15 protein-coding genes and 3 pseudogenes are annotated in these 20,635 nt (G+C 59.7%); 10 read left to right on the forward strand and 8 right to left on the reverse strand.

Annotated elements, in window-relative coordinates:
• Positions 1–275: 275 nt before the first annotated feature.
• Positions 276–1,358 (forward strand): annotated as a pseudogene (locus BMY45_RS28660) (cache domain-containing protein); the annotation flags it as partial.
• A 93-nt stretch (positions 1,359–1,451) separates the two neighbouring features.
• Positions 1,452–2,219: a methyl-accepting chemotaxis protein gene (locus BMY45_RS28665; protein WP_371913960.1), complete on the forward strand. Its 768-nt coding sequence runs from the start codon at positions 1,452–1,454 to the stop codon at positions 2,217–2,219.
• Positions 2,220–2,354: 135 nt separating this feature from the next.
• Here the strand turns inward: BMY45_RS28665 and BMY45_RS16090 are convergent.
• A pseudogene (locus tag BMY45_RS16090) lies at positions 2,355–2,519 on the reverse strand (glycine/betaine ABC transporter substrate-binding protein); the annotation flags it as partial.
• 1 nt (position 2,520) lies between these two features.
• Between BMY45_RS16090 and BMY45_RS16095 the strand changes: the two are divergent.
• A pseudogene (locus tag BMY45_RS16095) lies at positions 2,521–2,661 on the forward strand (helix-turn-helix domain-containing protein); the annotation flags it as partial.
• A 166-nt stretch (positions 2,662–2,827) separates the two neighbouring features.
• Positions 2,828–3,499, forward strand: coding sequence for a class I SAM-dependent methyltransferase (locus BMY45_RS16100; RefSeq protein ID WP_092399242.1), 672 nt, complete (start codon positions 2,828–2,830; stop codon positions 3,497–3,499).
• A gap of 52 nt (positions 3,500–3,551) precedes the next feature.
• Here BMY45_RS16100 and BMY45_RS16105 read toward each other — a convergent pair whose 3' ends face one another.
• From BMY45_RS16105 to BMY45_RS16115, 3 genes are read right to left on the reverse strand one after another with little or no spacing between them, the layout of a single operon-like run.
• Complete coding sequence (locus BMY45_RS16105; protein WP_177193355.1) at positions 3,552–4,949, reverse strand: efflux transporter outer membrane subunit; 1,398 nt, start codon at positions 4,947–4,949, stop codon at positions 3,552–3,554.
• On the reverse strand, positions 4,946–8,092 hold the full coding sequence (locus tag BMY45_RS16110; protein WP_092399244.1) for an efflux RND transporter permease subunit: 3,147 nt from the start codon (positions 8,090–8,092) through the stop codon (positions 4,946–4,948). Before BMY45_RS16110 ends, BMY45_RS16105 begins: the two co-directional genes overlap by 4 nt.
• A gap of 2 nt (positions 8,093–8,094) precedes the next feature.
• Positions 8,095–9,288 carry an efflux RND transporter periplasmic adaptor subunit gene (locus BMY45_RS16115; RefSeq protein WP_092399246.1) on the reverse strand — a complete coding sequence of 398 codons (1,194 nt, stop codon included), beginning with the start codon at positions 9,286–9,288 and terminating at the stop codon, positions 8,095–8,097.
• A gap of 112 nt (positions 9,289–9,400) precedes the next feature.
• On the opposite strand from BMY45_RS16115, the gene baeS reads away from it, so the two are divergent.
• The 5 genes from baeS to BMY45_RS16140 all read left to right on the forward strand — a co-directional run bounded on the left by baeS (position 9,401) and on the right by BMY45_RS16140 (position 14,961).
• Positions 9,401–10,819: a sensor histidine kinase efflux regulator BaeS gene (gene baeS / locus BMY45_RS16120; RefSeq protein ID WP_092399248.1), complete on the forward strand. Its 1,419-nt coding sequence runs from the start codon at positions 9,401–9,403 to the stop codon at positions 10,817–10,819.
• 3 nt (positions 10,820–10,822) lie between these two features.
• The gene (locus BMY45_RS16125; protein ID WP_092399250.1) at positions 10,823–11,506 is read left to right on the forward strand and encodes a response regulator; all 684 of its coding nucleotides are present in this window, start codon (positions 10,823–10,825) and stop codon (positions 11,504–11,506) included.
• Between the two features lie 218 nt (positions 11,507–11,724).
• Positions 11,725–11,988, forward strand: a complete 264-nt coding sequence (locus BMY45_RS16130) for a hypothetical protein (RefSeq protein WP_092399252.1) — start codon at positions 11,725–11,727, stop codon at positions 11,986–11,988.
• Between the two features lie 377 nt (positions 11,989–12,365).
• Positions 12,366–13,943 carry a lactate dehydrogenase gene (locus tag BMY45_RS16135; protein ID WP_256244249.1) on the forward strand — a complete coding sequence of 526 codons (1,578 nt, stop codon included), beginning with the start codon at positions 12,366–12,368 and terminating at the stop codon, positions 13,941–13,943.
• Positions 13,944–14,145: 202 nt separating this feature from the next.
• Positions 14,146–14,961, forward strand: a complete 816-nt coding sequence (locus BMY45_RS16140) for an integrase arm-type DNA-binding domain-containing protein (RefSeq protein WP_092399256.1) — start codon at positions 14,146–14,148, stop codon at positions 14,959–14,961.
• A gap of 489 nt (positions 14,962–15,450) precedes the next feature.
• Here the strand turns inward: BMY45_RS16140 and BMY45_RS16145 are convergent, their stop codons facing one another.
• From BMY45_RS16145 to BMY45_RS16160, 4 genes are read right to left on the reverse strand one after another with little or no spacing between them, the layout of a single operon-like run.
• Positions 15,451–16,467 (reverse strand): histone deacetylase family protein, encoded by a 1,017-nt coding sequence (locus BMY45_RS16145; RefSeq protein WP_092399258.1) that lies wholly within the window; start codon positions 16,465–16,467, stop codon positions 15,451–15,453.
• Positions 16,468–16,494: 27 nt separating this feature from the next.
• Positions 16,495–17,427 (reverse strand): 2-hydroxyacid dehydrogenase, encoded by a 933-nt coding sequence (locus BMY45_RS16150; protein ID WP_092399260.1) that lies wholly within the window; start codon positions 17,425–17,427, stop codon positions 16,495–16,497.
• A 2-nt stretch (positions 17,428–17,429) separates the two neighbouring features.
• Positions 17,430–18,185, reverse strand: a complete 756-nt coding sequence (locus BMY45_RS16155; RefSeq protein WP_092399262.1) for a class II aldolase/adducin family protein — start codon at positions 18,183–18,185, stop codon at positions 17,430–17,432.
• Complete coding sequence (locus BMY45_RS16160) at positions 18,185–19,495, reverse strand: MFS transporter (protein ID WP_092399264.1); 1,311 nt, start codon at positions 19,493–19,495, stop codon at positions 18,185–18,187. Before BMY45_RS16160 ends, BMY45_RS16155 begins: the two co-directional genes overlap by 1 nt.
• A 153-nt stretch (positions 19,496–19,648) precedes the next feature.
• On the opposite strand from BMY45_RS16160, the gene BMY45_RS16165 reads away from it, so the two are divergent.
• Positions 19,649–20,626 carry a LysR family transcriptional regulator gene (locus BMY45_RS16165; RefSeq protein WP_092399266.1) on the forward strand — a complete coding sequence of 326 codons (978 nt, stop codon included), beginning with the start codon at positions 19,649–19,651 and terminating at the stop codon, positions 20,624–20,626.
• The last annotated feature ends 9 nt before the right edge of the window (positions 20,627–20,635 follow it).

Below are 20,635 nucleotides of genomic sequence, written 5' to 3' on the forward strand. Positions count from 1 at the left end.
AATACATGAAGGCATCAGGACTTGTATCACGCTCGCGCTTTAAGCAGCAGAGCAATTGGCACATCTTCCAGATTAACCACGACGGCTGCAATCGACTCGCGACATCCCAGGCCGATTCCTCCCTGATAGCCCAGCGGCCTCAAGTCCATTCGACTTTGGTCGATATCGTGTAGGTACGCATGGGCGCTTCCCCCGTTCCAGAAACTCGCAACGCGCACCGCTACTGTTTCCTGTTTCCGCCGTTCCAACACCTATAAATATCCGCGGGAGAAGTCATGAATATCAAACAGAAGTTGACCTGGGCGTTCGCGGCCATCGCCTGCTTGCCAGTGATCCTGGTGGCGGTGCTTGTCGTGTTGAACCTGCGCGACGCCGCACAAAGCAACTTCCTGGACAGCAGCGGCCGTGAAATCCGTCAGATCGACAACGGCATGAAGCAGTTCTTCGATGGCATCAGCCAGAACGTCGAGTTCTTCGCCAAGGACCCGCGGATTGTTGCGGCCAAGGATCTGAAAAACTATTCCGGTGCCGACGCTGCACAAATTCCGCTGCCTGAGAACAACAAACAGCTGCTGGACATATTCGACCGATTCGCCCAAAGCCATCCGACCACCGCCTATCTTTCTCTGGGGCTGGCCGACGGTGGTTACGCCAGTTGGCCTGACGATCCCAAAATTTCCAACTACGACCCCCGCGTTCGTCCCTGGTACAAGGCCGCCATCGCGTCACCGGGCACCACAGTGCGTACAGACGCCTATTACTGGGCCCCGGACGATGTATCGCTGATCGGCATCGTCCACACGGTCTCCGACGCCGCTGGCAAGCTGGTGGGTGTGGTGGGCCTGGACGTGTCACTCAAGCAACTGACCGAACTGGTCAAGAACATCAAGCTGGGCGACAGCGGTTACCTGATGCTGGTTGAAGCCAATGGCAACGTCCTGGTCGACCCCAGCGACGCCAAGCACAACTTCAAGCCCATGGCAGAGCTTGGCCCCAACTATGCCGCACTGGCCAAAAGCGCTGATGGCGTAACTCAGATCGAGATCGAGGGCGTGCCCTACATGGCCAACGTCGTCAGCTCCAAAGGCCTGGGCTGGCGTTTCATCGGCCTGATCAAACGCGACGAAGTCATGGCCCAAGCCTCGAGCCTGACCTGGTTGATCGCCATCATCGCCGCCGCGCTGGCAGTGGTGTTCGCCATCGTCGGCGCCAGTTTCGCCAGCGTGATCGTGCGACCGATTCGCGGTGTTGCCAATGGCCTGCAGGAAATCGCCGAAGGTGAAGGCGACCTCACCCGCAAGCTCTCGGTGCAAGGCAAGGACGAAACCGCCACCCTGGCCAGTTGGTTCAACCAGTTCCTGGGCATGATCGCCCAACTGGTGCAGCGCATCGGCAGCGCCTCCTCCGACCTGCAAAGCGCCGCCGCCGATACCAGCGAAGTGGCGCAAAACATGAACGAAGCTGCCGGACGTCAACGTCAGGCCGTTGAACTGGTGAGTACCGCGTTCAACGAAATGGTTGCCACCGCCAACGAGGTCGCCCGCTCCTGCAGCCAGGCCGCCTCCAGTGCGGACGCGGGCTATCGCGACGTGCACGATGGTCAACAGCACATCGGCGAAGCCACGGGCAGCGTGCTGAAACTGAGCGAGGACCTGCAAAAGTCGACCCAGACCATGCAGGCGCTGGAGCAGGACAGCAAGAACATCAACACCATCCTCGACACCATTCGCTCCATTGCCGAACAGACCAACCTGCTGGCCCTCAACGCTGCCATCGAAGCGGCGCGTGCCGGCGATCAGGGTCGCGGATTTGCCGTGGTCGCGGACGAGGTCCGCGCCCTGGCCCGACGTACCGCCGACTCCACCGGCGAGATCGACAGCCTGCTGGGCAACCTCGCCCGCCGGACCCAGGAAGTCACCCTGCAAATGCAGGGCAGTCTGCAGGGCTCCAAAACCAGCGTTGAACGCATTCAGCAGGCCCGTGACAGCTTCGACAAGATCCGTATCTCGGTGGACTCGATTCGCGACCAGAACACCCAGATTGCCACGGCGGCCGAGGAACAGCACCAGGTGGCCGAAGACATCAACCGACACATCTCGCAAATCCATACCGACGCACAACTGGTGGAAGAATATGCCCACTCGGCGCAAACGGGCTCGGGCCGCTTGACGGATATTTCCGGGCAGCTCAAGGGCTTGGTAGGACGGTTCAAGTTCTAATCGTAGCGCCTGAGGCAGCCACCCTAAATGTGGGAGCGAGCCTGCTCGCGATGGCGGTGGGTCAGCTTGCATTGATGTTGAATGTGCTGACGCTATCGCGAGCACGCTCGCTCCCACACTTGCTGTGTCATCGAGTCATTGCTGCCCCGTTGTCACCGATGCGGTTTGCCCGCCAAACATAGCCTCAAAGCGCGGTTTGTTGGCGGCGTAGTATTCGGCGACCACCTTATCTGCCGAACTGTCCCGCGCCGCCGCCATCAATCGCTCAAGGTCAGCTTGAGGAATAGTGAAGTGAGCGAACTCGCTCACAGAGATCGCCTACGCTTGGGGCTATGGCAGCAGTTCCCACTTCAGCCGGCACTTCAAGTCGCCGTTCGGCATGTCGCCTCGACTGTTACGGGAAACCGCGAGCGACAGCCGGATGAAATCGACGGCGGCCTAAGTAAGCTTCTGCGCTCAAAACCTCCAGAAGAAAGGGGGAGTGAAACCGCTACTAACCAGGGCACCAAAGTTGACCGTTGGTCGAGAGCAAAATAGGGTCACAGGCCGTTCCCTACATCGTGACCTAGTATCAACCCAGGTTCGGCTGGACAACGCAGGAGATCGACATGTCCGCCTCCGAATCCAGCCTCCTCCAGAGCTGGCAGCACAACGCCCAATCCTGGATCGAAGCGATCCGCACCGGCACCCTCGAGAGCCGCATCAACGTCACCGACCAAGCCATCCTGTTGGCGGTACTGAGCCGTCAACCCGAGCGTGTGCTCGATCTGGGTTGCGGCGAGGGCTGGTTGTTACGGGCCTTGGCCGAACGGGGCATCGAAGCGGTCGGCGTGGACGGCGGTGCAACACTGGTCGAGGCCGCGCGGGCCGCGGGCTCTTCGCCGGTGCATCTGGCAAGCTACGAGTCGCTGGCGCAGGCCACGGTGGACATCGGCCGCAATTACGACCTGATCTGCGCCAACTTCGCCCTGCTGCACCAGGACATCATCCCGCTGCTCACCGCCATGAACGCCCTGCTCGCCCCCGGCGGCACGCTAGTGATCCAGACACTGCATCCGTGGGCCGCAGCAGCGGGCAACTATCAGGACGGTTGGCGAGAAGAAACCTTCGCCGGCTTCCGGGGGCAATGGCAGCCCATGCCCTGGTACTTTCGCACCTTGTCCAGTTGGCTCAAAGCACTGGATATGGCCGGCTATCGACTGGCCGGTCTGCAGGAGCCGCAGCACCCACAAAGCTCGGCGCCGCAGTCGTTGCTACTGGTGGCCGAGCCGCAAGGTTGAACGCCACGGCGAACATGCTCTTCAGGGGCGCTTAATGCCTCTGAACGTCGGCTCAGTTCCAGCCACCCCCCATCACCTTGTACAACGTCACGCGATTGCTCTGTTCGGCCAGGCGCAGGGTGATCAGGTCTTGCTGGGCGCTGTACAGCGAGCGCTGGGCGTCCAGGGCTTCGAGGTAGCTTTGCGAACCACCACGGTATAAGGCGTCGGAAAGCTCGAAGCTCGTGCGACTGGCATCAGTCAATGCTTGCTGCGCGGCGAGGCGGCGATCCAGCGTGCTGCGTTCTGCCAACGCATCGGCCACTTCCTTGAAGGCGCTTTGCACTGTTTGCTGATAAGTCTGTACCTGTATTTCGCGCTCGACCTTGGCCGCGTCCAGTGTCGCGCGGTTGCTGCCACCGTCGAAGATCGGCAGGCTGACGCTCGGAGCAAACGACCAGGCGCCACTGCCGGACTTGAACAGGCCGGACAACGCCGAGCTTGAAGAACCGGCACTGGCCGTCAGGCTGATGCTCGGAAAGAACGCCGCGCGGGCCGCGCCGATGTCGATATTGGCCGACTTGAGGGTGTGTTCGGCGGCCAATACATCCGGGCGCCGTTGCAACAGGCTGGACGGCAGCTCGGCCGGCACTTGCACCAGCGCCGCCGCCGACTCCAGGTTCGCACCGGGCAGCAGTTCCTCGGGAACATCACTGCCCACCAGCAGGCGCAGGGCATTGCGATCCTGGAGGATCTGGCTTTCATACGCCGCCGCGTCAGCCCGGGCTGACTCCACGGTGGTTTGCGCCTGGGCCACGGACAAACCGGAGGATCCGCCCAGTGCGTGGCTGCGACGGGTCAACTCATAGGTCGCCTGCTGGCTGCGCAAGGTCTCTTGGGCCAGTTGCAAACGCTCGTTGTCCGCCGCCAGGGTCAACCAGGCCGTGGCCACTTCGGCCACCAGGCTGATCTGCGTGCTGCGCCGGGTTTCGGTCAGGGCCAGATAGTCTTCCAGAGCCTCGTCCTGAAGGTTTTGCATGCGTCCGAATACGTCCAGCTCATAGCTGCTCAGCCCCAGTTGCGCGCTGTAGTCATGGCTGGTGGTCGCCGAGCCGCTGTTGGACAACGAGCCAGGCGTACGACTGTGGGTGCCGCTGACGCTGGCATTGATCGACGGCAAAGACTCGGCGCGCTGGATACGGTATTGGGCCTGGGCCTTTTCGACATTCAAGGCGGCCAGGCGCAGGTCGCGGTTGTTGGTCAGGGCCAGTGCTTGCAAGCGCGCCAGACGGCTGTCGGTGAAAAAGTGTTGCCATTGGATCTCGGCGGCGACCTCCCCCTTGGGCGTACCGACGGTGGGCAACCATAGCTCGGAGACCGGCGCCTCGGGGCGTTCATACTGCGGTGCCAGATTGATGCAGCCACTGAGCAGTGTGAGTAAGGCCAGCAAGGGCCAGCGGAACTTGATCATGCGTCACCTGCCTGAGTGGTTGGAACCGAACTCGAAACCGTGGACACGCGGGAAAACCGTCGGCGAATCTGCACGAAGAACAATGGGACGAAGAAGATCCCCAACACCGTGGCGGTGAACATGCCGCCCAGCACGCCGGTACCGATTGCCTGGCGTCCGGCGGAACCTGCACCGCTGCTCAGGGCCAGGGGCAATACGCCGAACATGAAGGCCAGGGAGGTCATGAGAATCGGCCGCAGGCGTTGGCGCACGGCAATTAGCGTCGCGTCCCGCAAGCTGTTGCCCTGCTCTTGCAGATGCTTGGCGAACTCGACGATCAGAATCGCGTTTTTAGCCGCCAACCCCACCGTGGTCAGCAGCCCTACCTGGAAGTACACGTCGTTGCTCAAACCACTGACACGGGTGGCCAGCACCGCACCCACCCCCCCCAACGGCACCACCAGCATCACTGAGAAAGGCACCGACCAACTCTCATAGAGCGCAGCGAGGCAGAGAAATACGAACAGCACCGATATCGCGTACAGCAGGGGTGCCTGCGAACCGGACAGGCGCAACTGATAGGACTGCCCGGTCCACTCGTAGCCGATGCCCTCCGGCAATTGCTTGATGATCGCCTCCACCGCATCCATCGCATCCCCGGTACTGACCCCAGGCGCCGGATCGCCCACCACTTCCAGCGAAGCGTTGCCGTTGTAACGCTCCAACAACGGTGAGCCGTAGCTCCACGAACTGCTGGCAAACGAGGAAAAAGGCACCATCTCGTCGTTGCTGTTGCGCACGAACCAATGTTCCAGGTCGGCCGCCTGCATCCGCGATGCAGCCTCGCCCTGAACGTAAACCTTCTTTACCCGGCCCTGATTGAGGAAATCATTGATATAGGTGCCCCCCAACGCCGTGGACAAGGTGGTGTTGATGTCACTGGTGCTCAAGCTCAAGGCCCCGGCCTTGCGATCATCGATGCTGACCTTGAGTTGCGGGGCGTCGTCCAGGCCATTGCTGCGCACGCCCAGCAAGCGTGCGTCTTTGTTCGCCAGTTCGATGAATTGCTCCCGCGCGGCGACCAGAGCGTCATGCCCCAGGCCACCGAGATCCTTGAGTTGCAGGTCGAAGCCGGACGTCTGTCCCAGGCCTCGCACGGCGGGCGGTTGCATGACGAACACATTGGCATCACCAATGCTCGACAGCGCCATGGTCGCGCGCTGGGCGATGGACGCCGCATCCTGCCCTGCCCCTGTGCGCTCGCTCCAGTCCTTGAGCCGGATAAAGGCTCGGGCGGTATTCTGGCTGTTGCCGCCCATGCCCAGGCCGGTGATGCTGATCAGCGCCTCGACTTCCGGTTGTTCGAGCAGATAGCTTTCGAACTGCTTGATCACCGCCTGGGTACGGCTGTCCGTGGCGCCCACCGGCAATTGCACCTGAGCCATGAGAATGCCCTGGTCTTCATCAGGCAGGAATGAAGTGGGCAGGCTCAGATAACCGACCGTCATTACCAGCACCACCAGCCCATACACCAGCCAACTGATGCGACCCCGCTGCAAAATAGCGCCCACCCGACCTTTATAGGCCTCGGCAGCGCGCTCGAACATGCGGTTGAACCAGCCGAAAAATCCGCCTTGAGCGCCATGCCCCTTGCCATCGGACGGCTTGAGCAGGGTCGCGCACAACGCCGGCGTCAAGGTCATCGCCACCAGCACCGAGAGCACCATGGCCGAGACAATGGTGACCGAAAACTGCCGGTAGATGATCCCGGTGGAACCGCCGAAAAACGCCATGGGAATGAATACCGCACTGAGGACCAGGGTGATGCCGACCAGGGCGCTGGTGATTTCATCCATCGACTGGCGCGTGGCGTCCAGGGCCGATAGCCCGCGCTCGGCCATTACTCGCTCGACGTTCTCTACCACCACAATCGCATCGTCCACCAACAGGCCGATGGCCAGGACCATGGCGAACATGGTCAGGGTGTTGATTGAATAGCCGAACAGCGCCAGCACACCGAACGTACCCAGCAGCACCACCGGCACGGTGATCGCCGGGATCAGTGTGGCCCGCAGGTTCTGCAAGAAGAGGAACATGATCAGCACCACCAGAACGATGGCCTCGCCCAAGGACTTGACCACCTCTTCGATGGACAGGCTGACAAAGGGCGTCGTGTCGTAGGCAATCACGTTCTTGAGTTGCATTGGCGTGGGGTAGAACGGTTCCAGCTCCTTGAGCTTGGCCTTCACCGCTTCCCCCACGGTCAGGGCATTGGCCCCAGCGGCCAGTTGTACGCCCATGGCGGCAGCGGGTTTGCCGTTCAGGGCCGAATTCACGTCGTAGCTTTCACTGCCCAATTCAACCCGTGCTACATCCCCGAGCAATACCACGGCACCGTCGCTGGTGGACTTGACCACGACATTGCGAAACTGCTCGACGGTTTGCAGCTTGCTGCGGGCGCTGATCGTGGCATTCAACTGCTGGCCCTTCACCGCTGGCAAGGCGCCGAGCTGACCGGCGGAGACTTCAGTGTTCTGCGCCTCCAGGGCAGAGCTGATGTCCGACGGCATCAGCGCGTATTTTTGCAACAGGGCAGGATCCAGCCAGATGCGCATGGCATAACCCGAGCCCAATGTCTGCACATCGCCGACACCGTCAATACGGCTGATGGAATCGAGCAAGGTGCTGGAAATGTAATCGCCGATCTGGGTGCCGGTCACGCTCGGGTCGTCGGAGGCCAGAGCGACAATCATCAGGAAATCCGAGCCGCCTTTGGTCACGGTCAGACCTTCGCTTTGCACCGACTGCGGCAGCCTCGACTCGGCCTGTTGCAGTTTGTTCTGCACTTGCATCTGCGCCACGTCCGGGTTCGTGCCGGCGGTAAACGTCAGGCTGATGCTGGCACTGCCGTCCGAACTGCTGGAGGCCGACATGTAGGTCAGGTTATCCAGGCCTTTCATCTGCTGCTCGATGACCTGGGTCACCGAGTCTTCCACGGTCTTGGCCGAGGCGCCGGTGTAGGTGGCGGAGATACGCACTGTCGGTGGTGCGATGTCCGGGTACTGCTCCAGGGGCAACTGACTGATGGACAAAGCGCCAGCGAGCATGATGACGATGGCAATGACCCAGGCAAAAATCGGCCGGTCGATGAAAAAACGCACCATGCTCAGCCCTCCTGCGCAATGGCGACGGGTGCCGATTTCAGCGTGCGACTGCGCGTGCCAGGGTTCTGCGCCACGACGGCTTCACCGACCCGGACTTTCTGCCCGCCCTCGACAATCAACTGGTCACCGGCATTGAGGCCGGTCTTGACCCACCACTGGTTGCCCACGGCGCGGTCGATGGTCAAGACGCGCTGTTCGACCTTGCCATTGACCACCAGCAAGACCGTGGTCACCCCGCTGGCACTGCGGGTTACTGCCTGTTGCGGAATCAAAATCGCCTGATCGTCGCGAGCCTGCTCCAGCACCGCCCGCACGTACATGCCCGGCAGCAACAACCGGTCCGGATTAGCAATTTTCGCCCGTAACGTCACCGTCCCAGTGCCTTCGTTCACACTCACGCCGCTGAACTTCAAGCGACCTTCATGGGCATAGGTGCTGCCGTCATCGAGCTTGAGGCTGATTCGCGCCTCGCCTTCGCCATTGCTTTGCAGCACACCGCTGGCCAGGTCGCGCTTGAGGCGCAACAACTCGGTGGTCGATTGGGTGACGTCAACGTAGATCGGGTCCAGTTGCTGCACCGTGGTCAATGCGCTCTCCTGATTGGCAACCACCAGCGCGCCCGGGGTGACCGTCGAGGTTTCGATGCGCCCGCTGACGGGAGAACTGATGCGGGTGTACGCCAGGTTGATGCGCGCCGTCTCCACCCCGGCCTGGGCCACCTGCCGCTCGGCTTCGGCGGTCAGCAGGCTGGCCTGAGCGTCCTCGTTGTCTTGCTGGCTGATGGCATCGATCTTCGCCAACTGAGCGTTACGCTTGGCCGTGGCCTGGGCTGACTTCAAGGTGGCACGGGCCTTGGCGAGATTGGCCTGTGCCTCCGCCAATGCGGCCTTGTAAGAGGAGGCATCCAGTTGGTACAGCGCTTGTCCGGCCTTGACCTCGGCCCCTTCGACAAACAGTCGCTGCTGAACGATACCGCCCACCTGCGGACGGATCTCGGCGACCATGAACGCCTGGGTGCGCCCGGCCAGTTCCGTAGTCAGCGCCTGGCTTTTCGGCTGCACAGTCAGCACCGACACCTTGGGCGGTTCGACTACCGGTGCCGATTCGCCGGAGCAACCGCCTAACAGGAACAGAACGATCAGGAACACCAGCACGACGCTGGTCACCAGGGATTTGGCGAATAATTTGGTCGACATAAATGCCTCTGCAAGACGGTTGGTTCAAGCCAGGCGCCATACTGCGAGGCAAATGTGCAGGAAAATTGAAGATTGCCCGGCGCCCTTGAATCTTCTTCGCACCAGGGCCTAAATGGACGGGCCCTTCACCGACCTGCCCGAGCCCATGAAACTGAGCATCTCCACCAAGCTGTTTATCGCAGTACTGGCCAGCGTACTGTTCGTCATCCTGAGCATGGGGGTGGCCAACGGCTGGAGCTTCGGCAAGGGTTTTCTCGACTACCTCAACGAGCAGGCCCTGTTGCGCATGTCGCCAGTGCTGCCGCGTCTGGCCAACGCCTACGAGCGCGAGGGCGATTGGGAATTTTTGCGCAACCAGCCGGATCGCTGGTTCGAACTGCTGCGCCCCGAACCCGGGGAAAACGACAGCGACCCGCAACGCCCCCCCATGCCCATGTCCGACCTGACCGGTGCAGTGTTTCGCATCGCCCTGCTGGACGTGCAAAAGCAATGGGTCATGGGCTACTCGGCAATTGCCGACGACGCCTTGATGCGCCCAGTCAAGGTCGCGGGCAAAACCGTTGGCTGGCTGGCGGTGACGCCGTTTCAGAACGTGACCGAAGCCGGGGGCGAACGCTTCCGTCAGTACCTGATACGCACCAGTCTGGCCATGGGGGTGTTCTCTTTGCTGTTGGCGATGCTAATCGCCTGGTGGATCGCCCGCACCCTGCTTGAACCGGTCAAACGCGTGGCCGCCGCTACGCATCGCCTGGCCGCCGGTGAATACAGCAACCGAGTCTCGGTGTCTTCCAATGACGAAGTCGGTCAGTTGGCCCGGGACTTCAATCAGTTGGCGTATACCCTGGAGCGCAATGAAAAAATGCGTCGGGAGTTCATGGCCGACGTCTCCCATGAACTGCGAACCCCCCTGTCGGTACTGCGCGGGGAACTGGAAGCCATCAAGGACGGCGTGCGCACACTTGATCAGTCTTCGATGAAATCGCTGCAAGGCGAAGTCGGCATGCTCAGCAAACTGGTGGATGATCTGTATGAACTGTCCCTGGCCGATGTGGGCGCGTTGACATACCGCAAGAGCGAATGCGATCTCAACGAGCTGCTGGACGGTTGCGCAGCCATGTTCCAGGAACGCTGTAGTGCCCGGGATTTGCGCCTGGAGCTGGAGCTGCCGATCACGCCGTTGCGTTTGGAGGCCGACCCCAAGCGTCTGCAGCAGTTGTTCAGCAACCTGCTGGAAAATGCCGTGCGTTACACCGATGAGGGCGGTGTACTGCGCATTCGAGCTGCCGGCGATGGCGACGCCGTACGCGTCGACTTCCTGGATTCCGGTCCAGGGGTCGACGCCGATCAGTTGCCACGGCTGTTCGAGCGGTTCTACCGCGGCGAAACTTCACGCAATCGCGCCAGTGGTGGCGCCGGCCTGGGGCTGGCCATCTGTCACAGCATCGCCCTAGCCCACGGCGGCAGCCTCAGTGCCGAACACTCGCCCCTGGGCGGTCTTTGGCTGACCCTGCGCCTGCCAAGGAACACCTGAACCATGGTCAACGACAGCCCGATCCTCATCGTCGAAGACGAACCCAAACTGGCCGCGTTGATGCGCGACTACCTGATCGCCGCCGGCTATGCGACCCAGTGCCTGGACAATGGGCTTGAGGTAGTGCCGGTGGTACGTGTCAACGAGCCACGACTGATCCTGCTTGATTTGATGCTGCCAGGGCGCGACGGTTTGCAAGTGTGCAAGGAACTGCGCAGCTTCAGTGCCGTGCCGATCATCATGATCACCGCCCGCGTCGAGGAGGTGGACCGTTTGCTCGGGCTGGACCTGGGGGCCGATGACTACATCTGCAAACCCTTCAGCCCCCGCGAAGTGGTGGCCAGGGTCAAGGCCATCCTGCGGCGCAGCCCGCAACTTCTAACCGCTGCGCCGCCGCGCCTGCTGATTGACGAAGAACAGTACTTGGCGTCCCTCGACGGCAATGCGCTGGACCTGACGCCCCTGGAGCTACGTCTGCTCAGCACCCTCGCCCGCGCGCCGGGGCGGGTATTTTCCCGTGATCAGTTGCTGGACAGGATCTACTCCGATCACCGGGTGGTCACCGATCGCACCGTCGACAGCCACATCCGCAATCTGCGACGCAAACTCGAACAGGCATGCCCAGGTGAACAGCCGATCGAATCGTTGTATGGGGTGGGTTATCGGTTTCAGCTTGCCGACGCCTGAGGGTCAGTTTGCAGGGATGTTGGCTGTGCCGACGTCATCGCGAGCAGGCTCGCGATGGCGGTTGCGCGCCATAGATGCTGGACGCCCCATAACCGCCGACCCGGTCCGCCCCGCGAAACACGCCGCTGATCAATAAACCTCAACAACACAAAAGAACTGCCGATACCCAGGGTAAGACCCCAGTGACTGGGTTTCAGGATTGAACGGCGGACCAGGTAATGACAGAGATTTATCTGCTGATAGCACACGGCACGGATCACGGCGAAGCGTACGTCCTGGGTTGGTTCGATGACAGGACCAAAGCCAGGGAAGTGGCCGAGCAGAAAGAATGGGAAGCTTACCGCGCGAGCCTGAAGGCAGAGCATCCATGGTCAACCCACAAACCCTTGGCCCCGGACCAGACCGACTATCGGCGCTACTGGATCAAGACCGTTTCAAAGTTTGATCAGGTGCCTGTTCCGAGGTCTTGGGCGGTTCATTGATCACCGCTGGGTGAAATTCAACGAAACGAGCGTTATCAAGGGTGGTCTAGAAAATTAAGCCCATCCGATGAGAGCATCATTATGTTGAAATTTCTTGGCGGCACCGTAGGTATCATTTTCATAATCGGCCTGATCGTGGTCATCGCCCTGTTCAAGCTGGTCTTCTGACGGCGACAGTGTTGACCACACAGCCGGGAACGCCGTTTCTCAAAGCGTGAAAAAGCCCAATCTTTTCAGATTGGGCTGAGCCGCTCCGGTCAGTCGCTAACGGGCAGATGAACAATAGCTCTTTGCCACTTATTTCAACCGCCCCGCTTTCAATCGGGGGGTGTATTCACTACATTGAGTGTAACTCTGCTCTGTTGACACGGACTGTCATGACTACCCTATCCTCGATCACCTCCACCATTCCCCTCCAGACTCGCTCCGCTGTCGCGGCATTGCCTGCAACAGCGATAGACAGTGCTGAAGCCTTCCCGGCTAGACCATCGGCAATTGTCAGCCTGGGCAGCCCGGTGGTCAGTGTCGAATCACAAACCTATTCCCGCCTCGGGCAACTGCCGGGCCAGGAAATTGTTCGTGTTTGGGAAAAGGAAGCTAAGGACGCGGTCACTAACATCATGGGAACCAACCCCAGATCGCTGTCGATAGCCAACCGTTTTGACCGCCTGGGCGCAGCCTTGTTGGAGCAGTTCGCCAAGAATGGTTCGAGCATTTCCCAGTCAGTGTTCCATACCACCACGGACAGGGCTCACAACGTCGCCGAGATAAAATCCGAACAGACGCTGCTGCACAATAAAGCCGACAACCTGATCAGTCTCAGCATCAAGACCGCCAGCGGCAAGACGGTTACCTTCAGCCTGACAAGCCAGGACGATGGTCTGGGCGTCCAGGCTCTGGTGGAGAGTGGCCCGCTGAGCGAGGATGAACTCAAGGCGATTGGCGCTCTGAGCAGCGCCTTTCAGGCGGCTGTCGACGGGTTGACCGCCGAGCCCCCCAAGCTCGACCTGGGCAAGCTGACGCAGTTTGACTCCAGCGTCTTGGCATCCATTGACCTGAACGCCAAGCTGAAGGGAGTGGACGGTGAGGATCTGACCCTGGCCTTTAGCGCCGACAACCAACGCCGCACCACGCAAATGAGCGGTCCGGATGGCAAACTGAACCTGACCGTGGACCTGAAGAACGGCGCAATCCTGGGCGATGCCAAACAACAGGCCAACGCATTGAACAGCTACCTTGCCCAGCTTGATCGGGTACAGGAGCGTGGCAACGCCAAGGCGGCCCTGATGGAGATGTTCAAGGATGCGTTCAGCGCCATGAACAGCCACTACCCACAGGGCGCTACCCTACCTGAGCGATTGACCCGTAATGCGGCGGACAAGGGCCTATTGACCGGACTGGCAGACTTCGAGGCATCCATCACTCAGACGAACAAGGCGTCCAACCCGATGCACCTGACTGAACTCGATAGCTTTGCCTATACCCTCTCGCAGAAGACGGTCGTCGCAGGTTCCATCATGCGTGACCGCAAGATCGATCAAGTCCAGCAATCGAGTCTATCGGCCAACTACCACAAAAGCCTGAAGGGCGGGAAAGCACCTGCGCTGGGCAAAGATAACGAGTCGCAGAACTATCTCTACGTACAAGTGAATGACAGGGCCAGCAGCTCGGCCAGCCTCGCCTATAAAGATGGCCGACTGAGCAAAGCCTCCGTCACGCAACAGGCCAGCCAGGACACACGGACACAGAAGTACGTCATGGGTAAACTGATTGAAGAGACCGTGGTGCCGAAACAAGCTTCAGCCAGCCGCAGTCACTTGGTATTGCTGGAGTACGCCGCCAAGGAGAGCAAGAAATCCAAGGATGCGCAGGAGCAATCCTTACTGAAGGAAGCGCTCGATACCCTCCACCGTTCGGTGATGCTGCAGGAAAACCCTTCGGCGCTGATGCGTTGAACGCAATGCTGCTTACTTGGTCGGCAGACGTTTCAAGGCGAAACCCGAGCTTTCTTAAAAATCATTGAGCATAAAAAATCCAGTCACGGTTAAATGACTGGATTTTTGATTATAGGGTCGGGACGGAGTGATTCGAACACTCGCCCCCTAGCACCCCATGCAGTAATTCAATGAACATCTATGGTTTTCACTGCACTTCTATATGTCGGTACCGTTATACGCGACGAGGGCAGCCTCTCGGGCAGGGTTTCACTCCGCAAAAAAGGTCGCCATCCCCTTCTACTTCCAGTTCCGCTGGGAGGGTATTTACACTCGCTTTTCCTGGGGCACCTGGCCAAACAAGTCGTTGACCGAAATCCGCAAGGAGCGCAACGAAGCGCGAGACCTTGTAGCGAAAGGGATCAATCCTAATGAAAACAAACGTGCCGCGAAGGTAAGGCAAAAAGCGGAACTAGCGGTACAACTTGCAGAGGCCGATCAGCAAAAATCTGAGAAGCTGACGCTATGGGATCTGGCGGAAGAATGGCTCCGCGACGGTGTCGCTCGCAAGGACGGTAACGCAGAGCTACGGAGAAAGTTTGCGAAAGATTTTTACCCCACTTTCGGCTCTAAAGTCATCAGCTCAAACAGTGAACATGACCTGCGAAACGTAGTGCGTGCAGTAATGGCTCGCGGCGCTACTCGTCAAGCCATCAGTCTTTTTTCGGATCTCGCTCAAATGTTCAGGTGGGCACAAAAACGCCAGCCATGGCGAACGCTACTGATTAACGGAAACCCAGCAGACTTGGTCGAAATCAACAAACTTGTTCCGAGTGACTACCAGGAGGAGCGGACTCGGATCCTTTCCTCTAGGGAACTTCAAGAACTACACCACCGTTTTCAAAAAATGACTACGGATTACGCAGCGTTACCTGCCTTCAGCGTACAATCACCAATCTGCCATTTAGGCTCTCCGTTCGCCGTAACCTGCCTTCAAAACAAAACCACTTCCCTGATCGGTCGAGATTTAAAGTTTTGATCTCGCTCACTTGTCAGCATCGACGCCTGGCCGTCAATGCCGAACACCGAACTGGCCAGGTACTGAGCTTGAATGGCAGATAAGCCTGAGCAATTTTTGCTGACGAGATCGTTAGTCGTCACTTCGTCTCACGCGCCGCCTCGCTGACGCTCTCTTCCTGTTCGTGCTGAGGATTGTGCATGAGATACCCCTGATATCTACCAAGGGAAAACTTAGACGGTATCGACCCTACCTGAACTGAAATATCCAATCTGAGGAGTTTCATAAGGCCACTGCAAGCTCTGGATACCGGGAGTAGCCGCGTATCAAATTAGCCCCCTTCTCTGCAATCAGTACGACACTCAGTGAGACCCTCCCGCGCACTGCCCCCCCTGGCGCAACGATGGGACACACATGCGGATACGTCAGCCCAACGTGCCAGTCACCCGGCTAGTCACGGTTGATGGCATTGATGATGCGTGATGCGAACCGGGTCATCCGCTCGTTACATCACGCAGTCATGCCGGCAAAGAATCGCGAGGCATTTTCATCCAGCGTGGCGATGTCATAGCCGCCCTCCTGCACCACCACACAAGGAATCCCCAGCGCCTTAATCCGTTGCCCCAGTAAACGGAAGCCCTCATGGCTGACAGATACTTTGGACTGAGGATCGTTTTCGTAAATATCGAAGCCCAGCGAGAGTACCAACACATCTGGCCCGAACGTGCGCAATGCAGAGGCGGCCTGATCCATACAGCTGAAAAAATCGGCCTCGCTTGCGCCGTGGGGCATCGGTAAGTTCAGGTTGAAGCCCTCACCGGCACCCGTTCCGGTTTCATCCTCAAAACCGGCGACCACCGGGTAGAAGTTGGTCGGATCACCATGGATCGACACATACAGCACGTCATCCCTATCGTAGAAAATTTCCTGTATGCCCTGGCCGTGGTGCATGTCGGTGTCGAGGACAGCGACTTTGGAGAACCTGCCCCTCAGTACCTGAGCGGCGATTGCAGCGTTGTTGAGAAAGCAGAAGCCGCCTGCCGCCTCGCCACGGGCGTGGTGCCCCGGAGGACGGCAAAGTGCGTAGGCGGACGGGTCTCCGTCGATAACCGCGTGGGCGGCAGCCACTGCACTCTGTGCCGACCAATAGGCGGACTGCCAGGTGTGCTCGCCGATCGGGCAGCTGCCATCAGCCAGGTAGCGGGCAGTCTTGCCCAGAATCCCGCGCAGAGGGTTGCCTTCGCGGATATAGATATTGGACATGACTTCATCCCCCCAGTCTTCCGGCACTTCGTGCCACTGCTGGTAAGCGCTGCTCAGGTAGTCCAGATAGGCCGCGCTGTGTACGGCGGCCAACGGCGCCTGACCATAGTCATGAGGTACCAACAGCGGGTACCCCAGTTTTTCGGCCATCGCCAGCAGCGGGTCAATACGTGCGGGCAATTCCTGTGGCTGACGCATCTGGCCGCGCGACAGGTAGGTACGCGGATGGTGAAGGCGCTGCGCCGGGTGGAAAAATGTTTTCATTGTGGACCTCTCTCAAAACGCATGCGGTCAATAACCCAGTTCAGGATTGACCCGATTGTTCAGTGCAAGCCCTTGGGCCAATCGCTGCACGTTGTCGGCGACTTGCCGGGCGATACACAGGTCGGACGCGGCAGACGCCATGTGCGGCGTCACCCAGACCCCCGGCGTGCGCCACAACAACGAGTCGGCGGGCAAAGGCTCCTGCTCGAAGACATCCAGTAAGGCTCCGCGCAGTTGCCTGCTCGCCAGTGCCTGCTGCAGGTCATTGAGGTTGAGATGCTGGCCACGGCCGCAGTTGATCAATGCGCTACCTTTGGCCATGCACTGGAAGACCTCATCGCACAACACCCCATGGGTCGAGGGGGTAAGTGGCAGCAGGTTGATCAGCACATCCAGTGCGTCGAGAAACTCACGCCGCGAATCCGGACCGCTGAAGGTCGTCACGCCGTCGATCTCACGCGGCGTGCGGGCCCAGCCGCGCACGTGGTAACCCGCCACAGCCAGTCGCACCGACACCGGGGTGCCAATCGCGCCCAGCCCCATCACACCAACCTTGAAGTCTTCAGCCTTTCGCTGCGCCGGGCGCTGCCAGTGCTGCGCAAGATTGCCGACGATCACCTGATCGAAGCCTCGATGAAAGTGCAGTACGCCCCAGTGCACGTATTCGCTCATGCCCAGACTGTGATCAGGGTCGACCACGCGGCAGATCGGCACCGCCGCATCGCGAGAGTCGTCCTGGGCCAAATGGTCAATACCCGAGCCGATCGAATGCACCAGGCGCAGGCGCGGCAAGCGCCCCAGGCTGCCGGGCGGTGGAAACCAGCACACCGCGACCTCGGCGAACGGGGCCTGCGCATCGTCTGGCCGCAGTACATTCAAGTGTGGCGCATGGTCGGCGAAAAGCGTGGCCAGCCAATCGGTCAGCGCAGGGTCCTGGCAGAGCAAAACGATGCAGGCCATGGTCAGTTGCACCAGTCGGTGCGCTGCTCGTCGATCAGACTGAGCGCGGCCTGCCAGGCCAGGTCGATAATGCCGTCGATGCCGTCACGGCCAAACTGCGCCGCCGTGTGCTGACATACAGCTTCACTGGGAATATTCAGCGCTACACCGGCTGACATCGCCTGGATCTGCGCCTGACAGGCACGTTCCAGAAAATAGATCTCGTGGAACGCCGCCGCAACGCCAGCGCCGGCCGCCAGCAAACCGTGGTTACGCAGGATCATCGCCTTGTGCGACCCCAGATCGGCGACCAGACGCTCTCGCTCGTCCAGCGAGAGCGCGATGCCTTCATAGGTGTGATACGCCAGGTTGCCGTAGAACTTCAGCGCATGCTGGGTCAGCGGCAGCAACCCGTCGCGCTGGGCCGCCACCGCCATACCGCTGGCGGTGTGGGTGTGGATGATGCAGTGCAGGTCCGGGCGTGCCTCATGGATAGCCGAGTGTATGACGAACCCGGCGGCGTTGACCTTGCCACCGTTGCAGTTGCTGCCGACCACGTTACCTTGCAGGTCGATCAGGATCAGATCGGTTGCGCGCATTCTCTCGAACGCCACCCCATAGCGGTTGATCAGAAAATGCTGCGCAGGTCCCGGTACACGCAGAGTGATGTGGGTATCGATCAGGTCAGTCATGCGATAGTAGGCGATCAAGCGGTACAGCGCCGCCAGCTCACAGCGCGCTTGCCATTCGACCTCTGACATGGCGAGAGGCTTGCTCATCATGCGACTCCTTGGGCAGTAGACAGAGCAGTCGGCCTGGCGTTGACGCTGCGTAGATGCGCCAGCCCCAGCACGCCGGTCAGCGACATCAGGGCCAGCACGCTGAAAAACAGCGCCAGTGGCACCCATTGCCCGGCGAATTGAGCGGCGATGAAGGTGCCGATCATGGGTGTCAGGCCTCCGGTCAAGCCGCTACCGAGTTGATAGGCAATCGAAATACCCGAATACCGCACTCGCGCCGGGAAGGCTTCAGCCATGTAGCCGGCAATCACTGCATAAAGTGCGGCTAGCAGGATCACTGCCAGGGCAATGCCGGCGGTCATGTAGAACAGGTTGCCGGTCTGTACCAGCAGGAACATCGGATACGGCACCACGACACACAGTGACGCCACCCACTTGAGAAACCGCCCTTCACCCAACCGCTCGGCCAGCAGTGCCGAACAGGGTTGCGAAAGGAACTGCAGGATGGTGACCACAAACAGGCAATCCAGGATCGTGGTCTTGGCGATACCTTGATACTGGGTGACGTAGCTGATCATGAACGTATTGGTGAAGAAGAAGCCGCCCGAACCGATGGTGACGGCCAGTGCGGCGAACAGAATGTTCTTCCAGCCCGTGCGCAGCACTTCCATCACCGGGTTGTCAGAGGTCTGGTCGCTCTCCTTGACCTCGGCAAATTCTGGCGATTCCGGCACGCCGAAACGAATGACCAGGCCGACGATCATCAGCACCCCGCTCATCAGAAACGGAATGCGCCAGCCCCAACTCATCAGGTTTTCCTGTTCCATTTCACTGATCAAGCGGAATGCGATCAGCGCCAGCAACAGGCCGGCCGGACTGCCCCATTGGGCGAACGAAGCGAAAAATATTTTGCGTCCCTTGGGCGCGTGCTCGCTGGCCATGAGGACCGCACCGCCCCATTCACCGCCCACAGAAATGCCTTGCAGCAGCCGTAGCAACACCAGGCCGATGGGCGCCCAGATACCCGCCTGGGCGTAGGTCGGCAGCAAGCCTATACCGGTCGTCGCAACGCCCATCAGCACGATGGTCACCAGTAGCATTTTCTTGCGCCCCAGACGATCACCCAAATGTCCGAACACCATCCCGGCGAATGGCCGAGCGATGAAGCCTACGGCGAAGCTGCCGAACGCGGCCATGGTGCTGAGCATCGGATTTTCACTGGGAAAGAACAGTTGTCCCAGCACCAGTGCCGCGGCAAAGGCATAGATGTAGTAGTCATAGAATTCGATGGTGGTGCCGATAAATGCGGCGGCTGCGGCACGACGCGGCGTGGAGGTTTTGCTCGTCATCTGAGGCTCCCAGGAATCATTGTTATAGGCAGGAGATAAGGTCATGCGTGAGCATGAAAGTCGCACTCTCACGGTGCATTGCTCGATGGTGCGCCAAGCCCTATGCTAGGAAAAGCTTCTAATCTAAATACTTGAGTATAAGCCTAGGAAATAATGACAACCTCATCGTCTGGTTTCCAGAGAGACCCCGAAGCAAAGCGATTTCTCAATGATCGCCTGGACTGGAACCTGTTGCGGACATTCCTGGTGATTGGCCAGGAGGGCAGCATCAGTCGGGCCGCCGCCCGCCTGCACTTGAGCCAACCGGCAATCAGTCAGGCGCTCAAACGTCTGGAGGAGCAACTTGCAAGTGAGCTGGTGGTGCGCCGCGGGCCTCGCATTACCCTGTCCAAGGCAGGCGAGGAAGTGATGCAGATCGCCGCAGAGATTTACGGCACAATCTCCCGTTTAGGCCCGGCGCTGGATGCGCCCGCCGAGTTGGTCACGGGTAAAATCAGGCTGCTGACCATAAGCCGTATCCAGTCTCGCAGCTACGATGAATTCCTGGCGCAATTCCACAATGAGTTTCCTCAAGTGGAACTGGAAGTTGATGTACTGCGCAGCTCGGATGTGATCAGCGCGCTGCTTCAAAAGACCGCGTCTTTCGGTTTGAGCCTGTGCCGAACACCGCAACCTCGACTCGAACAGCGGGTGATGCTGGAACAGCGATATGCGTTTTTCTGTGGGAAGCGCCATCGGCTGTTTGGTCGCAAGAACCTGACCTTGTCAGACCTGCAAAGCGAAAATTTCGTGAGCTTCACCAGTGACCAGATCGGCGGCAATTTATCGCCGCTCACGGTGTTCAGGGATCAACAAGGCTTCACTGGACGCATTGTCGCGTCCTCACCAAGCCTGGATGAGATCTTGCGTTTGGTCGCCGCCGGATATGGTATTGGCTGCCTTCCCGAACACATTGTCGCCGCTGATGTGCAAGCCGATGAAATCTGGCGCCTGCCGCCCTGGGAGGGTGTCAGCGATGTGAACGTCTATTTGCTTTGGAATCGCGAACAAAAGATGACCCGCGCCGAGTCGGTCTTTCTGGAGCGCTTCCAGCAGATGCTTATGACGACGGACGTGGCGGGAAGGTTTTAGAGCTCTATT

This window comes from Pseudomonas sp. NFACC39-1, assembly GCF_900110355.1.
Classification (GTDB): domain Bacteria; phylum Pseudomonadota; class Gammaproteobacteria; order Pseudomonadales; family Pseudomonadaceae; genus Aquipseudomonas; species Aquipseudomonas tehranensis.